Below are 17,362 nucleotides of genomic sequence, written 5' to 3' on the forward strand. Positions count from 1 at the left end.
GGTGGGAACATTCTAATGACGAGACCCAGGACTCCGGAGAGGTGGTCAGCCCGAGATGAGCGACGATCACAGCAACGAGTGGTACTACAACACCAGGACCGGTCAGGTGGAGCCGTACTCCGGCGCCAAGTCGGCCGACCGGCTCGGGCCGTACAACTCACCCGAGGAAGCCGCGCGGGCGCTGGAAAAAGTCGAGGAACGCAACGAAGCCTGGGACAACGACCCGAAGTGGAACGACGACTGATCGCCGACGCGTAAGGGGCGCCACCGGAATCCGGTGGCGCCCCTCAGCTTTGTCAGCGTGCGGTACGGCGCGCGGTCGTGGTCTTGCGGGCCGGCGCCTTCCGGGCCGGGGCCTTACGCGCCGGAGCCTTCTTGGCCACGGTCTTCTTGACCGCCTTCTTCGCCGCGACCTTGCGCGCCGGAGCCTTCTTGGCGACGGTCTTGGCCGGGGCCTTCTTGGCGGCGACCTTCTTGGCCGGCGCCTTCTTCGCCACGGTCTTCTTGGCCGGTGCCTTCTTGGCCGCGACCTTCTTCGCCGGCGCCTTCTTGGCGACCGTCTTCTTGACCGCCTTCTTCGCGACGACCTTCTTCGCGGGAGCCTTCTTCGCGACGGTCTTCTTCGCGGTGGTGGCCTTCTTGGCCGGGGCCTTCTTCGCCACGACCTTCTTCGCCGGCGCCTTCTTCGCGACCGTCTTCTTCGCGGTGGTGGCCTTCTTGGCCGGCGCCTTCTTCGCCACCGTCTTCTTGGCGGCGGTCTTCTTTGCCGCACTCACCTTCTTGGCGACTGTCTTCTTCGCGGTGACCTTCCGCGCGGTGGTCGTCTTCGCGGCGGGGGCCTTCTTCGCGACAGTCTTCTTGGCGGGAGAAGCCTTTTTGGCTGTCGCCTTCCCTGCGGCTGCCTTCTTGGCTGGCACTTCTGCCTCCTTGGTGCGGCTGAGGAAAACCACGGTGGATTCCTCGTCGTCACGATGATGACAACACTTGGTGCCTTCGTAAAGCACCTGAAACGCCTGCAGGTTAAGGCGACCTGATCGCAAACCCGGGCAAAAATGGCGAAAATCCTTGTACAGAAGGGTTTCGACGAGGTCAAGTGGCGCGCCGGGCGGCCGGATAATTTCTTCACGACACGCGCGCAAAGTTCGTGTCGAACGGCCGTTTGGCGCAGTGTTGTCGTTGGCAACGGACTTCGATCGGAGGACTGCGAACGATGCGCGTGGTGAGTCTCGTCCCCTCGCTGACCGAGTCGATCGCGATCACGCACGCACACCTGCTGGTCGGCGCGACGGACTGGTGCACACATCCCGCGAGCCTCGACGTGGCACGGATTCGCGGCACCAAGAATCCCGATCTGGCACAGATCGAAGCGCTCGCTCCGGACGTCGTGATCGCGAACGCCGAAGAGAATCGCGCGGCCGATCTCGACGCGTTGCGCGCCCGCGGAATCACGATCGCGATGACGTCGATGACGACCGTCGGCGAAGCACTCGATCAACTCGACGAACTGCTGCTGACGATCACCCGCGAACGACCCGAGTGGTTGCGGCAAGCGCGCGCGGTGTGGAGTACGCCGTACGCCGGGCCGCGCCGCCGGGCCGTCGTACCGATCTGGCGGCGGCCGTGGATGGCGCTCGGCCGGGACACCTTCGCGGGTGATCTGCTGGCCCGGATCGGCGTCGACAACGTGTTCGCGGATTCGGCCGAGCGCTATCCGAAGTTCGACCCGGAGACATTGCCGGAGTACGACCTCGCGGTCCTTCCCGACGAGCCTTATGCATTTACCCCCGCGGACGGCCCGGAGGTTTTCCGGCAGCCGGCGAAGTGCGTCTCCGGACGGCATCTGACCTGGTACGGACCGTCACTGGTCGAGGCGCGGGCGGTGCTGAGCGAACAGCTGACGTGACCTGCGACACGATCATTGCCATCTCAGGTAGACGGTTAGGTTTGCCTCACCTACAGTGGCGGCGTGCCGTCGATGACCGCGAAGAAGAAATGCTGCAAGGACAAGCCGAGGTGCAAGAAGTGCCCGGTGGTCCTGAAGCGGCTGGCTGATGCCGGTTGCGCGGAGCGGCTCGACCGCACGCACTACAAGGTCGACAAGAAGGTTCCGAAGAAGGTGCTCAAGGAGGCGCGCTCGCGCTGATCAGGACGCCCGGCGCAGCGTGATCGCGTCGGCCGCCTGCTGCAGCAGCCCCGGGATCGTCACATGCGCCGCCTGACCGGTCGCCTCGAGATCGTGGCCGTACCACCAGCCGTGGGCGCTGATCGTCTGCAGCTCCAGCTCCTCCTGGTTCGCGAACGTCACGTCGACGGCATCCACCGCGACCGCGAAGAAGGTCTGCGCCTGGATGATCCGCGCGCCGCCCCACTCGAACTCGATCTCGTTGGTCGCGACCGGCGTCCCGAGCGCGTCGGCCGGCAGCACGATGCCGACCTCCTCGCGCAGCTCACGGCAGGCGGCATCCAGGATCGACTCGCCGGTCTCCACGCCGCCGCCGATCGTGAACCAGTACGGCACCTGCGGTTTCAGCGGATCCCAGCCGTGCAGCAGTAGCACCCTCCCGTCCGGACGCACGGGCAGCACACGGGCCGTCGTCCGCCGTACGACGGTTCCTGGAGGCGGCAACCGAGATTCGCTCACACCACAAAACGGTAGGCGACCTCTCGCAACCGATGCGTGCTCTCCCGGCGCGTCCCCGGAGTTGTTGCTGCCGACACCTACGCTGGAACCCATGACGGCTCGTATCGGTCTAGGCCTGGCCGCGCTCGGACGGCCGGGGTACATCAACCTCGGGCACGACGAGGATCTGCCGCCCGGCCGCGCGGTCGAGGACCTACGGCAACGAACGCATCAGCTGCTGGAGCAGGCGTGGCAGTCCGGCGTTCGGTACTTCGACGCCGCGCGTTCCTACGGGCTTGCCGAAGTGTTCCTCGGCGAGTGGCTGACGCCGGAGCGTCGCAGTCAGGTCACCATCGGTTCCAAGTGGGGTTACACGTACGTCGCCGATTGGCGGCACGATGCGGCGACGCACGAGGTGAAGGACCACTCGCCGGCGACGTTCGAACGTCAGTGGCCGGAGACGCTGCAGGCATTGGGCAGTTCGCCCGACGTCTACCTCGTGCACAGTCTGACCGCGGACAGCCCGGCGCTCGACGACGCCGAACTGCTGAACCGGTTACGCGAGCTGGCCGACAGCGGCGTCCGGGTCGGGCTTTCGACGAGCGGCCCGCATCAGGGCGCGACGCTGCGCAAGGCGCTTGCACTCGACACGCCCTTCACGGCGGTCCAGTCCACCTGGAACGTGCTCGAACCGTCCGCTGGTCCGGCACTCGCCGAAGCGCACGCCGCGGGCTGGCTCGTGACGATCAAGGAGGCCGTCGCCAACGGCCGTCTGACCACGCGGGCCGGCGAGACGCCGTTCAACGTCTTCGCGCGCAAGCACGGCCTCTCCCCCGACGCGCTCGCCCTGGGCGCAGCCGCCGCGCAGCCGTGGGCCGATGTCGTACTCAGTGGCGCGACGACGGCCGCTCAACTGGAGAGCAATCTGCAGGCGCATGCGGAAGGCCCGCTGGCCGAGTTCGCGCAGCAGCCTGAGGAGTATTGGACGGAACGCTCCGCCCTGCCCTGGATCTAGAAACCGCGCGCCGGCGTCCGCCGCGTGAAAGGGTGGGGTCATGGCATCGCGGGGTGTGCGGAAGGTGCGGACCGGGATTGTGATCCTGCTCCTGCTCGTGCTGGTCGGCGGCGGCGGGTATGCGGGCTGGGTGCTGGTGCAACGCTCGGAGCCGGTCGGGTTGCCGGCGCCGAGCGGAGATCTGCAGGTCGGACGCCGAACCTACGACTGGACCGACAACGCACGGCGCGATCCGTTCTCCGAAGGATCCCGCCGGCTGTCGGTGTGGGTCTGGTACCCGGTGGCCAAGGGCGTGGCCGCACGCAAGGTCGAGTACGCGCCGGGTCAATGGGGCGGACTGCAGGCCGAGAAGCCTTGGTCGATGTTGCAAGGACAACTCGACGCCGTCCGCGATCCGGCGCTCGACAAGGCGGCGATCGCGCCAGGCCGGTTCCCGGTGGTGACGCTGCTGCCGGCCATGGGGCTGTCGGCGCCGACGTACGCCGCCCTCGCGGAAGACCTGGCCAGTCATGGCTATCTGGTGGCCGGGGTGACGCCGACGTACAGCGCGAAGCTGACCGTGATCGACGGGCAGACGATCGAGAGCAAACCCGAAGCGAGCCCGGGCAATCTGGACGACGACGGCCCGGGGATCCAGGAAGCCGGCGACCAGCTCGTCGCCACCTGGGCCGGGGACGCGCGGTTCGCGGCGGCGCAGGTGGCCAAGCAGTTCCCGAACTCCGTGAACACGACGGTCGGGGCGTCGTACGTCGGGCACGGCTTCGGCGGCGCCGCGGCACTCGAAGCATGCCGGACCGATGCGCGCTGCGCTGCCGCCGTCGACCTGGACGGGCGCCAGTTCGGGCAGGCCGTGTCGAAGGGCGTGCAGGCGCCGATCATGCTGCTCGGCGCGGACGACTCCTGTATCACCAGCATCTGCGGGCCGGACGCCAAGAGCGACGCCGATCGCGACACCGCCCTATCGTTGCTCAGGGCAAGCACCAACACCTCGTGGTGCGCCACCATCCCGGACGCCCGCCACTACAACTTCACCGACTACGGCGTCTACTACCTGGCCTGGCCACTGCGCCGAACCCTCCCCCTCGGCAGCGCCGACGGCGCCCGCGCCCTGACCCGCCAAGCCGGCTACCTCACCACCTTCCTCTCCCACGCCCTCTTCCAAACCCCCGCCCCCGGCGCCCCCGCCTGCCCCTCCTAGAGCTCGACCTCGTAGGTCTGCCCGACCACGGACTCACCCCACGCGTCATGCGGCTCCTCGCTCGTCAGCGTGAACCCCCGCGCGAGATAGATGTGCCGCGCGGCCACGAGCGGATCGTTGGTCCACAACACCATGCGCTTGTAGCCAACCTCGCGCGCGAACGCCAGACACGTGTCGACCAACTCAGCACCCAGCCGCCGCCCGCGCGCTTCCGGCGCCACCAGCAGCAGCCGCAACTTCGCGGTCGCCTCATCCGGGCCGCGCATGCAGAACACACTGCCGACCCGCTCGCCGTCCACCTCGGCGATCCAGCCCGCCTCCCGCGCGTCATCGTGCTCGGTCGCATACGCCGCCACGATCTGCGCGATCAGCGTCTCGTACGGCTGCCCCCATCCGTACTCCGCCGCGTACAACTCGGCATGGGACTGCACCACCCAGCCGAGATCACCCGGCTTCCCCAGCTTCCTGATCATCCACACCTCCTACTGACACGACTGTTTCAGTGGGTAATACTAGACCTCGTGCCGACGACGAAGCCAGCCCCGTCCGCGCGTGAGCAGGAGCTGCTCGAGCGCGCCTACGAGTACTCGCTCACCCACGGCCTGGCCGATCTGTCGCTGCGACCGCTTGCGACCGCGATCGGCTCCAGCCCGCGGGTGCTGCTGTTCCTGTTCGGCAGCAAGGACGGGCTGATTCGCGCGCTGCTGCAGCGGGCGCGTGCCGACGAGTTGGCGTTGCTGCGGCAGATCGGGAGCGCGGACGCCGAGCCGGCCGGGCTGACTGTGGTGGCGCGGGAGTTGTGGACATGGCTGGTGGCCGTCGAGCGGCGTCCGTTGATGAAGTTCTGGGTCGAGGCGTACGGGCGGTCGCTGGTGGCGCCGGAGGGGCCGTGGGGTGATTACGGGCGCTCGACGGTGGACGACTGGCTCGAGCTGCTCAAGGCGAGCCAGGCGGATCCGGAGACGGCTGCGAGTGCGGCTCGGCGTACCGCCGTCCTGGCGATGTTGCGCGGGGCGTTGCTCGACCTGTTGGCGACCGGCGATCTCGAACGGACGACGGCCGCCGTCGAGGACTACCTACGGGACTAGCTCGAAGGCGACGGTGCGCTTGGTGAGGTCGGCTTCGGTGAGTTTGACGCGGACTGCGGTGCCGAGGGGGAGGTTGGAGCCGGTGACGCGGCCCTCGACGGCGAAGGTGGAAAGGACGACGGTGCCGCGGTTCGGCTCGCGGTCGTCGATGTCGGTGATGACGCCGTCGAACTCTTCGCCGATGCGCTCGTGCAGCAGGCCGGCCTCGACCATGCCGACGATCGCGCGTTCGTAGGCGTTCGCGCGGCGGTCGGCCTCCTCCATGATCTTGGGCAGCTCGTCGAGGGACTCGCGGACCCACGCGGGCACCTCGACGCCGGCAGACAGGGCGAGGCAGATCTCGCTGCCCCAGCGGTCGACGAGCCGGCGCAGCGGCGCGGTGACATGCGCGTACTCCGCCTTCATCGCCGCGTGCTGCGGACGCTTCGGCACGCTGTCGGTGAACGGCGTGTAGCCGGCGCCGCGGAACAGCACCGTGCAGGCCGCGAGCATCGCCGCGTGCGCCGGGACCTTCGGGTCGAGACCGTGGATGAACTCGGCGTACGTCGTCTCCCGCGCCCAGGCGATCCCGAGCGCCTTCGCGGTGTGCTCGAGTTTGCGGCGCAGGTCGTCGCGGGCCTCGGGCAGCGTGCGCAGGATGCCGATCTTGCCCTGCATCATCAGGTCGGCCGCGGCCATCCCGGTGAGCAGTGAGATCTGCGCGTTCCAGCCCTCGACCGGCAGCGGCGCGCGGAACTCCAGGCTCCAGCTGCCGTCGGTCTTGACGATCTCCTGGTCGGGGATCGGGAGGTTCACTCCCCCGCGCTCCAGCTCGAGCTGCTCGCGCAGCTTGCCGATCTCGCGGAGCAGTTGCAGCGGCTCGGACGCCGTCCCGGCATCGAGCTCCTGCTGGACGCCGGCGTAGTTGAGTTTGGCGCGCGACTTCACCAGCGCGCGCTCGCAGGTCACGCCGGTGCGCTCGCCGCGCGCGTTCAGCGGGATGGTCCACAACACGGCCGGGCAGACCTGGTCAGGCAGCAGCGAGGCCTTGCCCTCGGAGAGCTCCGGCGGGTGCAACGGCGTCCGCTGGTCCGGCGCGTAGAGCGTCACGCCGCGGCGCCGTGCCTCGGCGTCGATCGGATCACCGGCGGCGACGAACGCGCCGACGTCCGCGATCGCGTAGTGGACGACGTAACCGTCACCCGCCCGCTCGAGGTGCAGGGCCTGGTCGAGGTCCATCGAGTCGGGCGGGTCGATCGTGACGAACTCCAGGTCGGTGCGGTCCAGCTCCGGCAGCCGCGGCGCCGCCGCCTCGGCCGCCGCGACCACCGCCGGCGGGAACCCGGCCGGGACCTCCAGCTCACGCCGGATGTCCTGCAGCGACTTCCGGAAGACATCGGGGACGTCGGCCGCGAACCGCACCTTCTGCAATGGCATGGGGGTCAGAGTAGCGAGGGTTGGACGTTGAAGGACCTCAGCGACGCGAGGCCGTCGGCGTACCAGTGGATCTCGGTCAGCGTGGCCGGGTGGAGCTCCATCCGGAAGATGGAGGCCATCGGGGCCTGCAGGACCGAGCGGACCATCAGCTTGATCGGCGTGACATGGGTGACGACGAGGACGGTCTTCCCCGGAAAGCGGGTGAGCAGGCCGTCGCGGGCCGAGCGGGCGCGGCGGGCGCAGGTGTCGAAGGATTCACCGCCAGGAGGGGCGACCGTGGTCGTCTCCAGCCAGGCGCTGAGCGCGTCGGGCCATTTCTGCTGGACCTCGGCGAAGGTGTGACCGTCCCAGTCGCCGAAGGAGCATTCGATCCAGCCGTCGTCGACGGCGGTGTCGAGGCCGAGCTGCGCGCCGACGGTCGCCGCGGTCTCGCGGGCGCGGCGCATCGGGGAGGTGACGATCGCGTCGATGCCGCCTCGGCGAGCCAGGAACTGCGCTGCCGCCTCGGCCTGGGCGCAGCCGTTGTCGTTCAGGGACGGGTCGTCGCCACCGGAGCCGGAGAAGCGCTTCTCGGTGGTGTGCGGGGTCTCGCCGTGGCGGAGGAAGATCAGCTGGGTCGGCGGCTCGAGCTGGGCGCCCCAGCCCTGCATGGCCTTCGCCAGATCCGACGGCTCCTTGGCGGCCGCGGGCGCAGGCGCCCCGACCTCGGGCACCAGCGGAATCGGCACGCCGTCCAGCGCGTTGTTGGCCAGGGCGTCGGCGGCCGAGTTCTGCGCGCGGGGCACCCACGTCCACTCGGTGCCGAAGGGTGCGAGGCCCTGGGCCTTGATCGCCAGCGGCTTCATGTCCGGGTGCTTGATCTTCCAGCGGCCGGCCATCTGCTCGATGACGAGTTTGGAGTCCATCCGGACTTCGATCGAGGCGTTCGGCGCGTACTCCGCGGCGAGCTCCAGGCCGGCGATCAGCCCGGAGTACTCGGCGACGTTGTTGGTCGCGATACCGATCGTCTTCCCGTCCTGCGCGATCACCTGGCCGGTCGCCGGATCGCGGACGAGAGCGCCGTACGACGCCGGGCCCGGGTTGCCCCGGGAACCGCCGTCCGCCTCGACGATCACGTGGCCGTAGCTCATTCACGTCCTCGCTTCGCTCCGGGCGCGAACGAGGCACAAAGCGGCCTGTGCTGGTTGATGAGCTCGCTGCGCTCCCTCATACCGCGCTCTCCGACGTCCGCACCAGGATGCGGCCGCACTCTTCGCAGCGCAGGACGGCGTCCGGGGCGGCCGCCTTGATCGCGGACAGGTCGGAGGGGGCGAGCTCCATCCGGCAGCCCATACAGCGCTTGCCGACCAGGGGCGCGGCGCCGATCCCGCCGTTGTGCTCACGCAGCCGCTGGTACTGCGTGACGAGCGCCTCGGGCAGCTCGCCGACCACACCGGCCCGCTGCTCGGCGATGCCGGCGCGCTGCTCGTCGAGCTCCTTCAGCTGGCTGTCGCGGCTGCCCTCCAGCTCGGACTGCTTGCCGGCGAAGGCCTCCGCGCGGCCGCGCAAGCCGGCCTGCACGACCTCGGCCGCCTCGAGCTTCTCCATCACCTCGAGCTCGGCGTCCTCCAGGTCGGAGATCCGGCGTTCCAGCGAGCCGATCTCGTGCTGCAGGTTCTCCAGATCCTTCGGCGAGCTGATCTGACCGGAGTCGATGCGCTGCTGGTTGCGGGCCCGGCGCTGCCGGACCTGCTCCACATCGCTGTCGGCCTTCTTCTGCTCGCGCTGCAGGTCGTCGACCTCGGTGTCCGCGGTGACGAGCTCCCGGTCCACCACCGACTTCTCGGCGAGCAACTCGGTCAGCGCCTGGTGCTCGGGGAGCGACTTGCGCTTGTGGGCGACCTGATCCAGCTGCAGGTCGAGATCCTGCAGGTCCAGCAACCGGCGTTGGACGGCGGGCTCGGCGTTCAGAGTCGGCTCCTTAGTTCGTTCAGTTTGCGCTCAGAGCCGCACGTTCCATGCGTCGGTGCAGAGCGTCGAGATGTGAGTTTCCACCGTACTGCCTTGGGCTGCCAACCCGTCCCTCAGGAGCCGCTCCGCGTCCCGCAACCACGGCCATTCACTCGCCCAGTGCGCGACATCGACCAGCGCCGGGCCCTCGCCGTACGCCACCGCCTCCGTCGCCGGGTGATGCCTGAGGTCAGCCGTCACATAAGCGTCGGCCCCCGCCGCCCGCACCCGCGCGAACTCCGAGTCCCCCGCACCCCCCACCACAGCAACTGTCCGGATGGTCCGCGCCGGATCACCAGCCACCCGTACGCCGTGCTGCGTCCGCGGCAAGCTGTCCGCCACTCGTTGCGCGAACTCCCGCAAGTCCATCGGCTGTTCGAGTACCCCAATCCGACCACCGCCACGATCCCCCGGCTCAGCCACCAACTCGATCAAGTCGTACGCCGGCACCTCGTACGGATGAGCCGCCCGCAAAGCCCCCAACACCGCCCGCCGCTTCCCCCGCGGCAACACCATCTCCACCCGGGCTTCCTGTACGCGCGACACGTGACCGACGCGCCCGGTAGCCGGGTTGGAGCCGTCGAGCGGACGGAAGGTCATCTCGCCAACGCTGGCCCAGGCAACAGGTCCGCCACCCCCGGCGGCCCCGGCGGCATCCGCCGCCTCGCGGCCCGGCACACCGTCCGAGGGGGCGCTGCTGGTCGCGGCGCCCCGCACTTCACCACCTGAAGCCGCGTCGGCGGCTGCTCCGAGGCGGTGGCTCGGCGCCGTCCAGGCGGCTTGGTCGTAGTGGGTGCCTTGGCCTGCGCCGGCGGCTGCTAAGGCTTCTACCAGTTTCTCGGCGTCGGCCACCGGGACGAAGGCTACGAGTTTGTCCATCGGGTCGGTGGGCAGGGGGTTGAGGGGGCGCAGGTTGGTGAGGCCGAGGGCTTGGGCGAGGGCGTCGCTGACGCCGGGGTTGGCGTTGTCGGCGTTGGTGTGGCAGACGTGCAGGGCGGTGTTGGCGCGGATGAGGTCGTGGAGGACCCGGCCTTTGGGGGTGGTGGCGGCTACGGAGTTGACGCCGCGGAGGAGGAGCGGGTGGTGGGTGACGAGGAGGTCGTACGAGCCCGCGATGGCTTCGTCGACGACCTCGCGCATCGGGTCCACCGCGAACAGGATGCGGCGGACGGGCTGGTCGGGGTCGCCGGTGACCAGTCCGACCGCGTCCCAGGACTCGGCCCAGGACGGGTCGTACAGGCGGTCGAGTACGGCGATGACGTCGGCGAGCCTCGGGTTCACGAGGCCCATCTTCGCAAACCCGCTAGATCAGCCAGGCTGTGGTGTCGCTGGGGAGTTTGGCGCCTTCGAGTGGGCCGCTGGACAGAACGACGGCGGCGTCGTCCGGGAGCTCGATCGGGGCCTGGCCGAAGTTGGTGACGGACTGCCAGCCGCCGGGGCGGGTGAAGTGCAGGACGCCGTCGGAGGTGTCGTTCCAGGTCAGCGAGTTCGCTGTCTGCAGCCCGCGGCGGACGGCGAGCGCCTTGCGATAGAGGCTCAGCGTCGACTCGGCGTCCGACTCCTGCGCTTCGACGGAGTACGCGCCGAACCACTTCGGCTGCAGCAGGTGCGAACCGCCGCTGCCGAAGCCGAACGAGAGCCCGCCGACCGTCCACGGGATCGGCACCCGGCAGCCGTCGCGGCCCTTCTCGGCGCCCTTCGAACGGAAGTACGCCGGGTCCTGCAGATTCGCCGCCGGTAGCTCGCCGACCTCCTGCAGGCCGAGCTCCTCACCTTGGTAGAGGTACGCCGAACCCGGCAGCGCGAGCATCAGCAGGACGGCGGCGCGCGCCCGGCGCAGGCCGAGCTCGACGTCGACGGTCGGCTCGGTGCCGTTGCTCAGCAGCCACGCCTTGCCGTCCTGCCAGAGGCCGGACGGGTCCTTCGGCAGGCCGTAGCGGGTCGCGTGCCGGACGACGTCGTGGTTGGAGAACACCCAGGTCGACGACGAGCCGTTCTGGTCGGCGAGCGCGAGGTTCGCCTCGATCACCTGGCGGAACTTGGCGTAGTCCCAGTCGGCCTGCAGCAGGTCGAAGTTGAACGCCTGCCCGAGGCCCTCCGCACTCGCGTACCGGGCCCGCCGGGCGGCCGGGACGAAGGCCTCGGCGACGGCCGAGCGCGGCGGGTCGTACTCGTTCAGCACGGCGCGCCACTCGCGGTAGATCTCGTGGACGCCGTCCCGGTCCCAGAGCGGGTGGACGCCGTTCGACTCGGACTGCCGGGGCAGCTCGGACTTCGACTTGAACGGCTCGGTCAGGTCTTTCACCAGGGCGTGGGCGACGTCGACGCGGAAGCCGTCGACCCCACGATCGGACCAGAACCGCAACGTGGTCAGGAAGTCGGCGCGGACCTCGGGGTGCTCCCAGTTCAGGTCGGGCTGCTCGGCGGCGAACAGGTGCAGGTACCACTGGCCGTCGTCCGTGCGCGCCCAGGCGGAGCCGCCGAAGACGGAGTCCCAGTCGGCGGGCGGTTGGTCGCCTTCGCCGTCGCGGAAGATGTAGCGCTCCCGGGCCGGTGAGCCGGGCTCGGCGGCGAGCGCCTCCTGGAACCAGACGTGCCGGTCCGAGGTGTGGTTCGGGACGATGTCGACGATCAGCTGGATGTTCGCCGCGTGCAGCGCCTCGACCAGCCGGTCGAAGTCGTCGAGCGTGCCCAGCCGCGGGTCGACGTTCCGGTAGTCGTCGACGTCGTACCCGCCGTCGGCCAGCGCGGACGGGTAGAACGGGCTCAGCCAGACGGCGTCGATCCCCAGCTCCGCCAGGTACGGGACGCGGCTGATGATGCCGGGCAGGTCGCCGATGCCGTCGCCGTCGGAGTCGGCGAAGCTGCGCGGGTAGATCTGGTAGACGACGGCCTGCCGCCACCAGTCGGGGTCGATCGTCTGCGGACTCGTCACGAGGGCCTCACCTTGCCGAGTTGTTTATATAGACTCTAAATTTAGACTCTGCAGTATTCTGCGCGTGGTTCCTGACGAGGTCAAGAGGCGACGATGGCGACGGATTCGATCACCGCGGCGGCGACACCGCCGCTGCTCCGCCGGGTGAACGCGGCGAAACTGCTCGGCGTCCTGTCCCGGGCCGGCGTGATGACCGGCACCGGCCTGATCGAGGCGACCGGGCTGACCCGCGCGACTGTGCACGCGGTCTGCAACGACCTGATCGAGATGGGCTGGGTCGTCGAGCTCGACCCGGGTCACGCCACGGTCGGGCGGCCGTCGCGGCGGTTCGAGTTCAACAGCCGGGCCGGGTACGTGCTCGGGGTCGACGTCGGCGCGGCCCGCAGTACCGTCCTGCTCGCCGATCTGCGCGGCGTCACCGTCGCCAAGGCCGGTCGCTCACTCGCCGCCGTCAAAACCCCCGCCGAACGCACCGAACTCGTCGACCAGGCGATCGAAGAAGCCCTCGGCGCCGCCGGCGTCACCCACGCCCAGGTCCTCGCCGCCGGGATCGGCGTCGCCGCCCCCGTCGACCGCGCCGGCCACATCCTCGCCGACGACGAGTTCTGGCGCCTCTTCGACCCGGCCCTCGGCACCCATCTCACCACCCTCCACCACTGGCCCGCCCTCCTCGAGAACGACGCCAACCTCGCCACCCTCGGCGAACACTGGCGCGGCGTCGCCCAGAACGTCGACGACCTCGCCGTCCTCCTGGCCGGCGAGCGCTTCGGCTCCGGCCTGATGGACTCCGGCCGCCTCCTCCACGGCTCCCGCGGCGGCGCCGGTGAAATGCTCTACCTCAAACTCGTCGAGGGCGTAGGCACCACCCACGGCATAGCCCGAACCATCCGAGCCGCCGCCGCAACAGCACTAGCTGATCCGAACCTGGAAAGTACTTTGCGGGAGCTTGCCGGCCCAGTGAGCGCCGAACAAGTGTTCGCTGCGGCGGGGGTGGGGGATGTTGTTGCTTTGGGCATCCTTCGGGGGGTGGCGCGGCGGACGGCCCGGGTGATTGCGACCTTGGGGATTCTGTTCAATCCGGAGTTGGTGGTGCTGGGGGGCGGGGTGGCGGAGGCGGCGGGGGTGTTGGTGCCGGAGATCGAGGCGGAGTTGAGCGGGTTCACGACGACACCGCCTCGGGTGGCGGTGTCGTCGTTGGGGGATGCGATCGTGTCGGTCGGGGCGGTGCGGCATGCGCTCAACTACGTCGAGGCGCATGCGCTGGATCTGGAGCTCAGGCCGGGCGGCTGAGCGCCTGGGCCACTGCCTGCAGGACGACGACGTTGCGGCCGGAGGTGACGGCCGACGGGATACCCGCCGGAACCAACGCCTGGTCCTCGGGGATGCCGGTGCACAACACGAACGCATCGGCAGCCGAACGACCGGCGAGCAACGCATCCAGCGCCTCACGGATCCACGGCGTCCGGACGGCGTCCTGGACGGCGACCACCAGCGGACGGCCCGCGGCCGCGGCGATCGCGGCAGCCACCCCGTCGGCGGACTCCGCACCCTCGGCATGATGCCGACCGCGCAGGACGACGCCGCCGGACGACGGAATCACCTCGGCGAAGATCTCCGGCAGGCCGCTGAAATACGGGTGCCACGCGGGGTGCAGCCCCTGCGCGAGGTCGACGACGTACGGCGCGCCGCCCAGCGCGGGGAACGTCTGCCCGGCGACCAGCCGCTCGGCCACCTCGCGAACCGGCGCCCCGTCGAGCCCCGGCTGCCGCTTGCGCTCAGCCAGCGACGCCGCCAGCGCCCGCACCCGCCCGGCCGCCTCCGCAACCCGCTCGCCAGCCAGCGAACCGTTGCCCACGGCATCGACAATGCGGGCCGTCAGCGCGGCTGCGTCCGCCGTCCCGGTCGCGATCATCGCCAGGTCCGCACCCGCGCGGATCGACGCCACCGCGGCGTCCTCGATCGACTGCGTGTTGGTGATCGCCTGCATCTCCAGCGCGTCGGTGGTGATCACCCCGCCGAAGCCCAGCTCCGCGCGCAACAGCCCGGTCAGGATCCGCCGCGAGAGCGTCGCCGGCTGATCGTCGTACGCCGAGAAGACGATGTGCGCGCTCATGATCACGTCGGCCCCGGCCGCGATCGCCGCCTTGAACGGCGCCAGCTCGACCGCCTGCACCTCCGCGATCGACCGGTCCACCCGCGGCAGGTCCAGGTGTGAGTCGACGGCGACGTCGCCGTGCCCCGGGAAATGTTTCGGGCAGGCCGCGATCCCCGCCTCCAGCACGCCCTCGATGAACGCGACGCCGTGTCGCGACACCCGATCGGCCGTCGTCCCGAACGAGCGGGTCGAGATGATCGGGTTCGCCGGGTTGCTGTTCACGTCGACCGACGGCGACAGCATCAGGTCGATGCCGAGCGAGGCCAGCGTCGCGGCCGCGTCGCGCGCGGAGGCGCGGGTCAGGTCGACGTCGTCCAGATCGCCGAGCGTCCGCGGGGACGACAGCGGCCACCGGTCGGCCGGCGCGAGGTGGCTGAACTCGCCGCCCTCGTGGTCGATCGCGATGATCAGCTCCGGCCGCTCGGCCCGCAGGCTGCTGGTCAGCGCGATCACCTGCTCGGCGTCGGTGACGTTCCGGGTGAACAGGATGACGGCGCCGAGCCCGCCGGCGACCGCGCGGCGGAGGTCGTCGGAGGCGGTGGTCCCGGGGAGGCCGACGATGAGCGCGCCGGCGGCATCACGTGCCAGGTGATCGGTCATCCCCACACCCTCTCCCGGCGGGCTACGCGTTCGCCACCCCATGTCGGAAAACCGCCGTCGCGACGGCCAGGTCCTGCCAGGCCATGCCGACGGTCTTGAAGATGCGCCGCCGCCGTGGATCGGCCTGGACGTCGCCGCGCAGCACGGCGCCCAACTCGACGACCTCATCCGCGGTCAAGGCTCCGGCCGCGATCGCCTGGATCACATCCCCCGCCTCCGTCGCCAGCGCGCCCTGCGACTCGACCACCACCTGCGCACCCCTGAACAGCTCCGCAGGCAGCTCGGCCGCAGTCGCCGTATGGGAGCCGACGGCAACCGCCAGTACGTCGTCCGCCAGCGCACCGACCACCGGCGTACTCGCCGAGGTGCAGCAGACCACCAGACCGGCCCGCCCGAGATCATCCGGCGTCCCGGCCCGGACGTCGACGCCCAGACCACTCGCATACCCCACCAGCTCAGCCACCGCGTCCGCCCGGCGCCCGTGGATCGTGAACTCGCGTGACCACCCCAGCTCGGCCAACAGGCGCAGATGGCTGCGCGCCTGCACACTCGTCCCGACGATCGCCGTCCGGCCGGTAGCGCCGTCGAGCGCATCGATCCCGACCATCGACACGCCGGCGGTCCGGACGGCGGTCAGCTCGACGGCGTCGAGGACGGCGACCGGGGTCAGCGTGGTCGCGTCGAACAGCACGTAGACGCCCTGCACCCGGGGCAGCCCGAGCGAGCGGTTGTCCGGGGCAATGGTTGCGATCTTCACGCCGGTCAGCTGGTCGTCGGTGGCCGGCATCAGCAACAACTCACCGCCGGGCGCCGGGAACGCCGAGCGCGGCGCGCTCCGCTCCAGGGTCGCCGGATCGGCCGCCGCCTGCCGGATCGCCGCGACGATCCGCTCCGGCGGAACCGCCCGGACGTCGTCCGCGGTGAACTGCGCCGGCCGCTCGGGTGCTGTCACCCGACCACCGTCTCACGGGACCGCCGGAACCCGTTCGGAAGTGTCCCGAACGCCATCGTTGTCAGGCCTTGTCAAGGGCAGGCGAACGCTCGTTTATGCAGGTTCGGCGCAGATTGGTTCCGATCTCCACTCGCCGATCCGGCCGACTACAGATAACGTTGTCTCTCGACATTGGCCGCCCCCGACGGAGACCGTTACGTGACAGCGCAGAGCACCCGCCACTCCGCCCCGGAGTCGTCCCCGCACGGACCGGATGCGGTTCTCGGGATCGACATCGGCGGCACGAAGATGGCCGCCGCTCTGGTGTCCGCGGACGGCACGATCCTGGTCCAGGACCGGATCGCCACCCCGGCCGGCGGTGCTGACGAGGTGTTCGCGGCGCTCGCCGTCCTGGTCGAGAAGGTCCGCGGCGAGGCGCGCCCGATCGCGGTCGGCATCGGCTCGGCCGGCCCGCTGGACGCCGTGCACGGCCTGATCTCGCCGGTGAACATCCCCGGCTGGCGCAACTTCCCGCTCGTCGAGCGGGTCCGTGACCTGGTCGGCGTACCGGTCACCCTCGGCGTCGACGGGCACTGCTTCGCGCTCGGCGAGTTCTGGACCGGCGCGGGCCGGGACGCCGACACGCTGCTCGGCATCGTCGTCTCGACCGGGGTCGGCGGCGGCATCGTGCTGAACGGACGGCCGCTGCTCGGCCAGTCCGGCAATGCGGCCCACATCGGCCATGTCGTCGTGGATCAGAACGGCGAGGCCTGCGCCTGCGGCTCGTTCGGGTGCGTCGAGACCTACGCGAGCGGCCCGCGGATGGTCGCCCGGGCCCAGCGCAACGGCTGGCGGGCCGGCGAGCCGGTCGACGCCGCCGTCCTGGCCGCGGATGCCGCGGACGGCGACGAGCTGGCCCTGGCCGCCTTCGACGACGGCGCCCAGGCCCTCGCGGCCGGGATCATCGCGACCGCCGTGACCGTCGACCTGACCACTGTCGTGATCGGCGGCGGCGTCTCCAAGGCCGGGCCGGTGCTGTTCGACCCGGTGCAGGCGTGGGTCAAGCGGCTCGCGCAGCTGCCATTCGTGACCGAGCTGAACGTCGTCCCGGCGCAGCTCGACAATGCCGGCCTGCTCGGCGCTGCCCACCAGGCCTGGGCCTCGATCAGCTGATCAGCACCCTCGTCCGGCAAAGGTTTGATCGCGCAACTTTGCGCAATTCTTACGAATAACTGCGTTTGGTGTAACGACGACTGCGTTCCCCACGATGCAACGGATGGATGGGGTGGGGGCACGTCATCCACGGTTGGTCAAGGGGGGCCTGGACCAACCGGGCAAGGTCGGTCGATGGGGGGCCGTGGACCGACCGGAACGCGTGTGGCGGCGGAGGGGAGACCCTCCGCCGCCCCCGCGTT

General features: G+C 70.1%; 18 protein-coding genes. 8 read left to right on the forward strand and 10 right to left on the reverse strand.

The window, feature by feature from the left end; genetic code table 11:
- Positions 1–55 precede the first annotated feature (55 nt).
- Positions 56–244 (forward strand): hypothetical protein, encoded by a 189-nt coding sequence (locus tag HPO96_RS02550; RefSeq protein ID WP_171670642.1) that lies wholly within the window; start codon positions 56–58, stop codon positions 242–244.
- A gap of 52 nt (positions 245–296) precedes the next feature.
- Here HPO96_RS02550 and HPO96_RS02555 read toward each other — a convergent pair whose 3' ends face one another.
- Positions 297–917 (reverse strand): histone H1-like repetitive region-containing protein, encoded by a 621-nt coding sequence (locus tag HPO96_RS02555; RefSeq protein WP_171670644.1) that lies wholly within the window; start codon positions 915–917, stop codon positions 297–299.
- A 293-nt stretch (positions 918–1,210) separates the two neighbouring features.
- On the opposite strand from HPO96_RS02555, the gene HPO96_RS02560 reads away from it, so the two are divergent.
- Together HPO96_RS02560 and HPO96_RS02565 are read left to right on the forward strand one after the other, a co-directional pair.
- Positions 1,211–1,903 carry a helical backbone metal receptor gene (locus tag HPO96_RS02560; RefSeq protein WP_171670646.1) on the forward strand — a complete coding sequence of 231 codons (693 nt, stop codon included), beginning with the start codon at positions 1,211–1,213 and terminating at the stop codon, positions 1,901–1,903.
- A gap of 63 nt (positions 1,904–1,966) precedes the next feature.
- Entirely contained in the window at positions 1,967–2,143 is a 177-nt protein-coding gene (locus HPO96_RS02565; RefSeq protein WP_171669880.1) for a hypothetical protein, read from the forward strand.
- On the opposite strand, the gene HPO96_RS02570 is transcribed toward HPO96_RS02565, so the two are convergent.
- Positions 2,144–2,641 carry an NUDIX domain-containing protein gene (locus HPO96_RS02570; protein ID WP_171670648.1) on the reverse strand — a complete coding sequence of 166 codons (498 nt, stop codon included), beginning with the start codon at positions 2,639–2,641 and terminating at the stop codon, positions 2,144–2,146. It abuts the gene before it with no gap.
- 91 nt (positions 2,642–2,732) lie between these two features.
- Here HPO96_RS02570 and HPO96_RS02575 point away from each other — a divergent pair, with 91 nt between their 5' ends.
- Together HPO96_RS02575 and HPO96_RS02580 are read left to right on the forward strand one after the other, a co-directional pair.
- A complete protein-coding gene (locus HPO96_RS02575) occupies positions 2,733–3,635 on the forward strand; it encodes an aldo/keto reductase (protein ID WP_171670649.1) in 903 nt (300 codons plus the stop codon).
- A gap of 40 nt (positions 3,636–3,675) precedes the next feature.
- Complete coding sequence (locus tag HPO96_RS02580; protein ID WP_171670651.1) at positions 3,676–4,833, forward strand: alpha/beta hydrolase; 1,158 nt, start codon at positions 3,676–3,678, stop codon at positions 4,831–4,833.
- On the opposite strand, the gene HPO96_RS02585 is transcribed toward HPO96_RS02580, so the two are convergent.
- Positions 4,830–5,306, reverse strand: coding sequence for a GNAT family N-acetyltransferase (locus HPO96_RS02585; RefSeq protein WP_171670653.1), 477 nt, complete (start codon positions 5,304–5,306; stop codon positions 4,830–4,832). The two genes, HPO96_RS02580 and HPO96_RS02585, sit on opposite strands and share 4 nt — an antisense overlap.
- Positions 5,307–5,354: 48 nt before the next feature.
- Between HPO96_RS02585 and HPO96_RS02590 the strand changes: the two genes are divergently transcribed.
- Complete coding sequence (locus HPO96_RS02590) at positions 5,355–5,921, forward strand: TetR/AcrR family transcriptional regulator (RefSeq protein WP_171670655.1); 567 nt, start codon at positions 5,355–5,357, stop codon at positions 5,919–5,921.
- On the opposite strand, the gene HPO96_RS02595 is transcribed toward HPO96_RS02590, so the two are convergent.
- The 5 genes from HPO96_RS02595 to HPO96_RS02615 form a co-directional block, all read right to left on the reverse strand.
- Complete coding sequence (locus HPO96_RS02595) at positions 5,910–7,337, reverse strand: RNB domain-containing ribonuclease (RefSeq protein ID WP_171670656.1); 1,428 nt, start codon at positions 7,335–7,337, stop codon at positions 5,910–5,912. The genes HPO96_RS02590 and HPO96_RS02595 overlap by 12 nt on opposite strands.
- A gap of 5 nt (positions 7,338–7,342) precedes the next feature.
- On the reverse strand, positions 7,343–8,467 hold the full coding sequence (locus tag HPO96_RS02600) for a bifunctional RNase H/acid phosphatase (protein ID WP_171670658.1): 1,125 nt from the start codon (positions 8,465–8,467) through the stop codon (positions 7,343–7,345).
- A 76-nt stretch (positions 8,468–8,543) separates the two neighbouring features.
- Entirely contained in the window at positions 8,544–9,257 is a 714-nt protein-coding gene (locus HPO96_RS02605; protein WP_171670659.1) for a zinc ribbon domain-containing protein, read from the reverse strand.
- Positions 9,258–9,317: 60 nt separating this feature from the next.
- Positions 9,318–10,607, reverse strand: a complete 1,290-nt coding sequence (locus tag HPO96_RS02610) for a Nif3-like dinuclear metal center hexameric protein (protein ID WP_202885469.1) — start codon at positions 10,605–10,607, stop codon at positions 9,318–9,320.
- 22 nt (positions 10,608–10,629) lie between these two features.
- Positions 10,630–12,261: an alpha-amylase family glycosyl hydrolase gene (locus HPO96_RS02615; protein WP_171670663.1), complete on the reverse strand. Its 1,632-nt coding sequence runs from the start codon at positions 12,259–12,261 to the stop codon at positions 10,630–10,632.
- 93 nt (positions 12,262–12,354) lie between these two features.
- Between HPO96_RS02615 and HPO96_RS02620 the strand changes: the two genes are divergently transcribed.
- Positions 12,355–13,551, forward strand: a complete 1,197-nt coding sequence (locus HPO96_RS02620; protein ID WP_171670664.1) for an ROK family protein — start codon at positions 12,355–12,357, stop codon at positions 13,549–13,551.
- Here the strand turns inward: HPO96_RS02620 and nagZ are convergent.
- Together nagZ and HPO96_RS02630 are read right to left on the reverse strand one after the other, a co-directional pair.
- The gene (gene nagZ, locus HPO96_RS02625) at positions 13,535–15,016 is read right to left on the reverse strand and encodes a beta-N-acetylhexosaminidase (protein WP_171670666.1); all 1,482 of its coding nucleotides are present in this window, start codon (positions 15,014–15,016) and stop codon (positions 13,535–13,537) included. The genes HPO96_RS02620 and nagZ overlap by 17 nt on opposite strands.
- Before the next feature lie 22 nt (positions 15,017–15,038).
- Positions 15,039–15,968: an ornithine cyclodeaminase family protein gene (locus HPO96_RS02630; RefSeq protein ID WP_171670667.1), complete on the reverse strand. Its 930-nt coding sequence runs from the start codon at positions 15,966–15,968 to the stop codon at positions 15,039–15,041.
- A gap of 198 nt (positions 15,969–16,166) precedes the next feature.
- Between HPO96_RS02630 and HPO96_RS02635 the strand changes: the two genes are divergently transcribed.
- Entirely contained in the window at positions 16,167–17,120 is a 954-nt protein-coding gene (locus tag HPO96_RS02635; protein ID WP_337796487.1) for an ROK family protein, read from the forward strand.
- Positions 17,121–17,362: the final 242 nt, after the last annotated feature.

Source organism: Kribbella sandramycini (assembly GCF_013131805.1).
GTDB lineage: Bacteria > Actinomycetota > Actinomycetes > Propionibacteriales > Kribbellaceae > Kribbella > Kribbella sandramycini.

What these genes read in the sequence shown, in the direction of transcription:
- HPO96_RS02550 (WP_171670642.1), top strand. Translation starts at nt 56, where the DNA reads ATGAGCGACGATCACAGCAACGAGTGGTACTACAACACCAGGACCGGT.
- HPO96_RS02560 (WP_171670646.1), top strand. Translation starts at nt 1,211, where the DNA reads ATGCGCGTGGTGAGTCTCGTCCCCTCGCTGACCGAGTCGATCGCGATC.
- HPO96_RS02575 (WP_171670649.1), top strand. Translation starts at nt 2,733, where the DNA reads ATGACGGCTCGTATCGGTCTAGGCCTGGCCGCGCTCGGACGGCCGGGG.
- HPO96_RS02580 (WP_171670651.1), top strand. Translation starts at nt 3,676, where the DNA reads ATGGCATCGCGGGGTGTGCGGAAGGTGCGGACCGGGATTGTGATCCTG.
- HPO96_RS02585 (WP_171670653.1), bottom strand. Translation starts at nt 5,306, where the DNA reads ATGATCAGGAAGCTGGGGAAGCCGGGTGATCTCGGCTGGGTGGTGCAG.
- HPO96_RS02595 (WP_171670656.1), bottom strand. Translation starts at nt 7,337, where the DNA reads ATGCCATTGCAGAAGGTGCGGTTCGCGGCCGACGTCCCCGATGTCTTC.
- HPO96_RS02600 (WP_171670658.1), bottom strand. Translation starts at nt 8,467, where the DNA reads ATGAGCTACGGCCACGTGATCGTCGAGGCGGACGGCGGTTCCCGGGGC.
- HPO96_RS02620 (WP_171670664.1), top strand. Translation starts at nt 12,355, where the DNA reads ATGGCGACGGATTCGATCACCGCGGCGGCGACACCGCCGCTGCTCCGC.
- nagZ (WP_171670666.1), bottom strand. Translation starts at nt 15,016, where the DNA reads ATGACCGATCACCTGGCACGTGATGCCGCCGGCGCGCTCATCGTCGGC.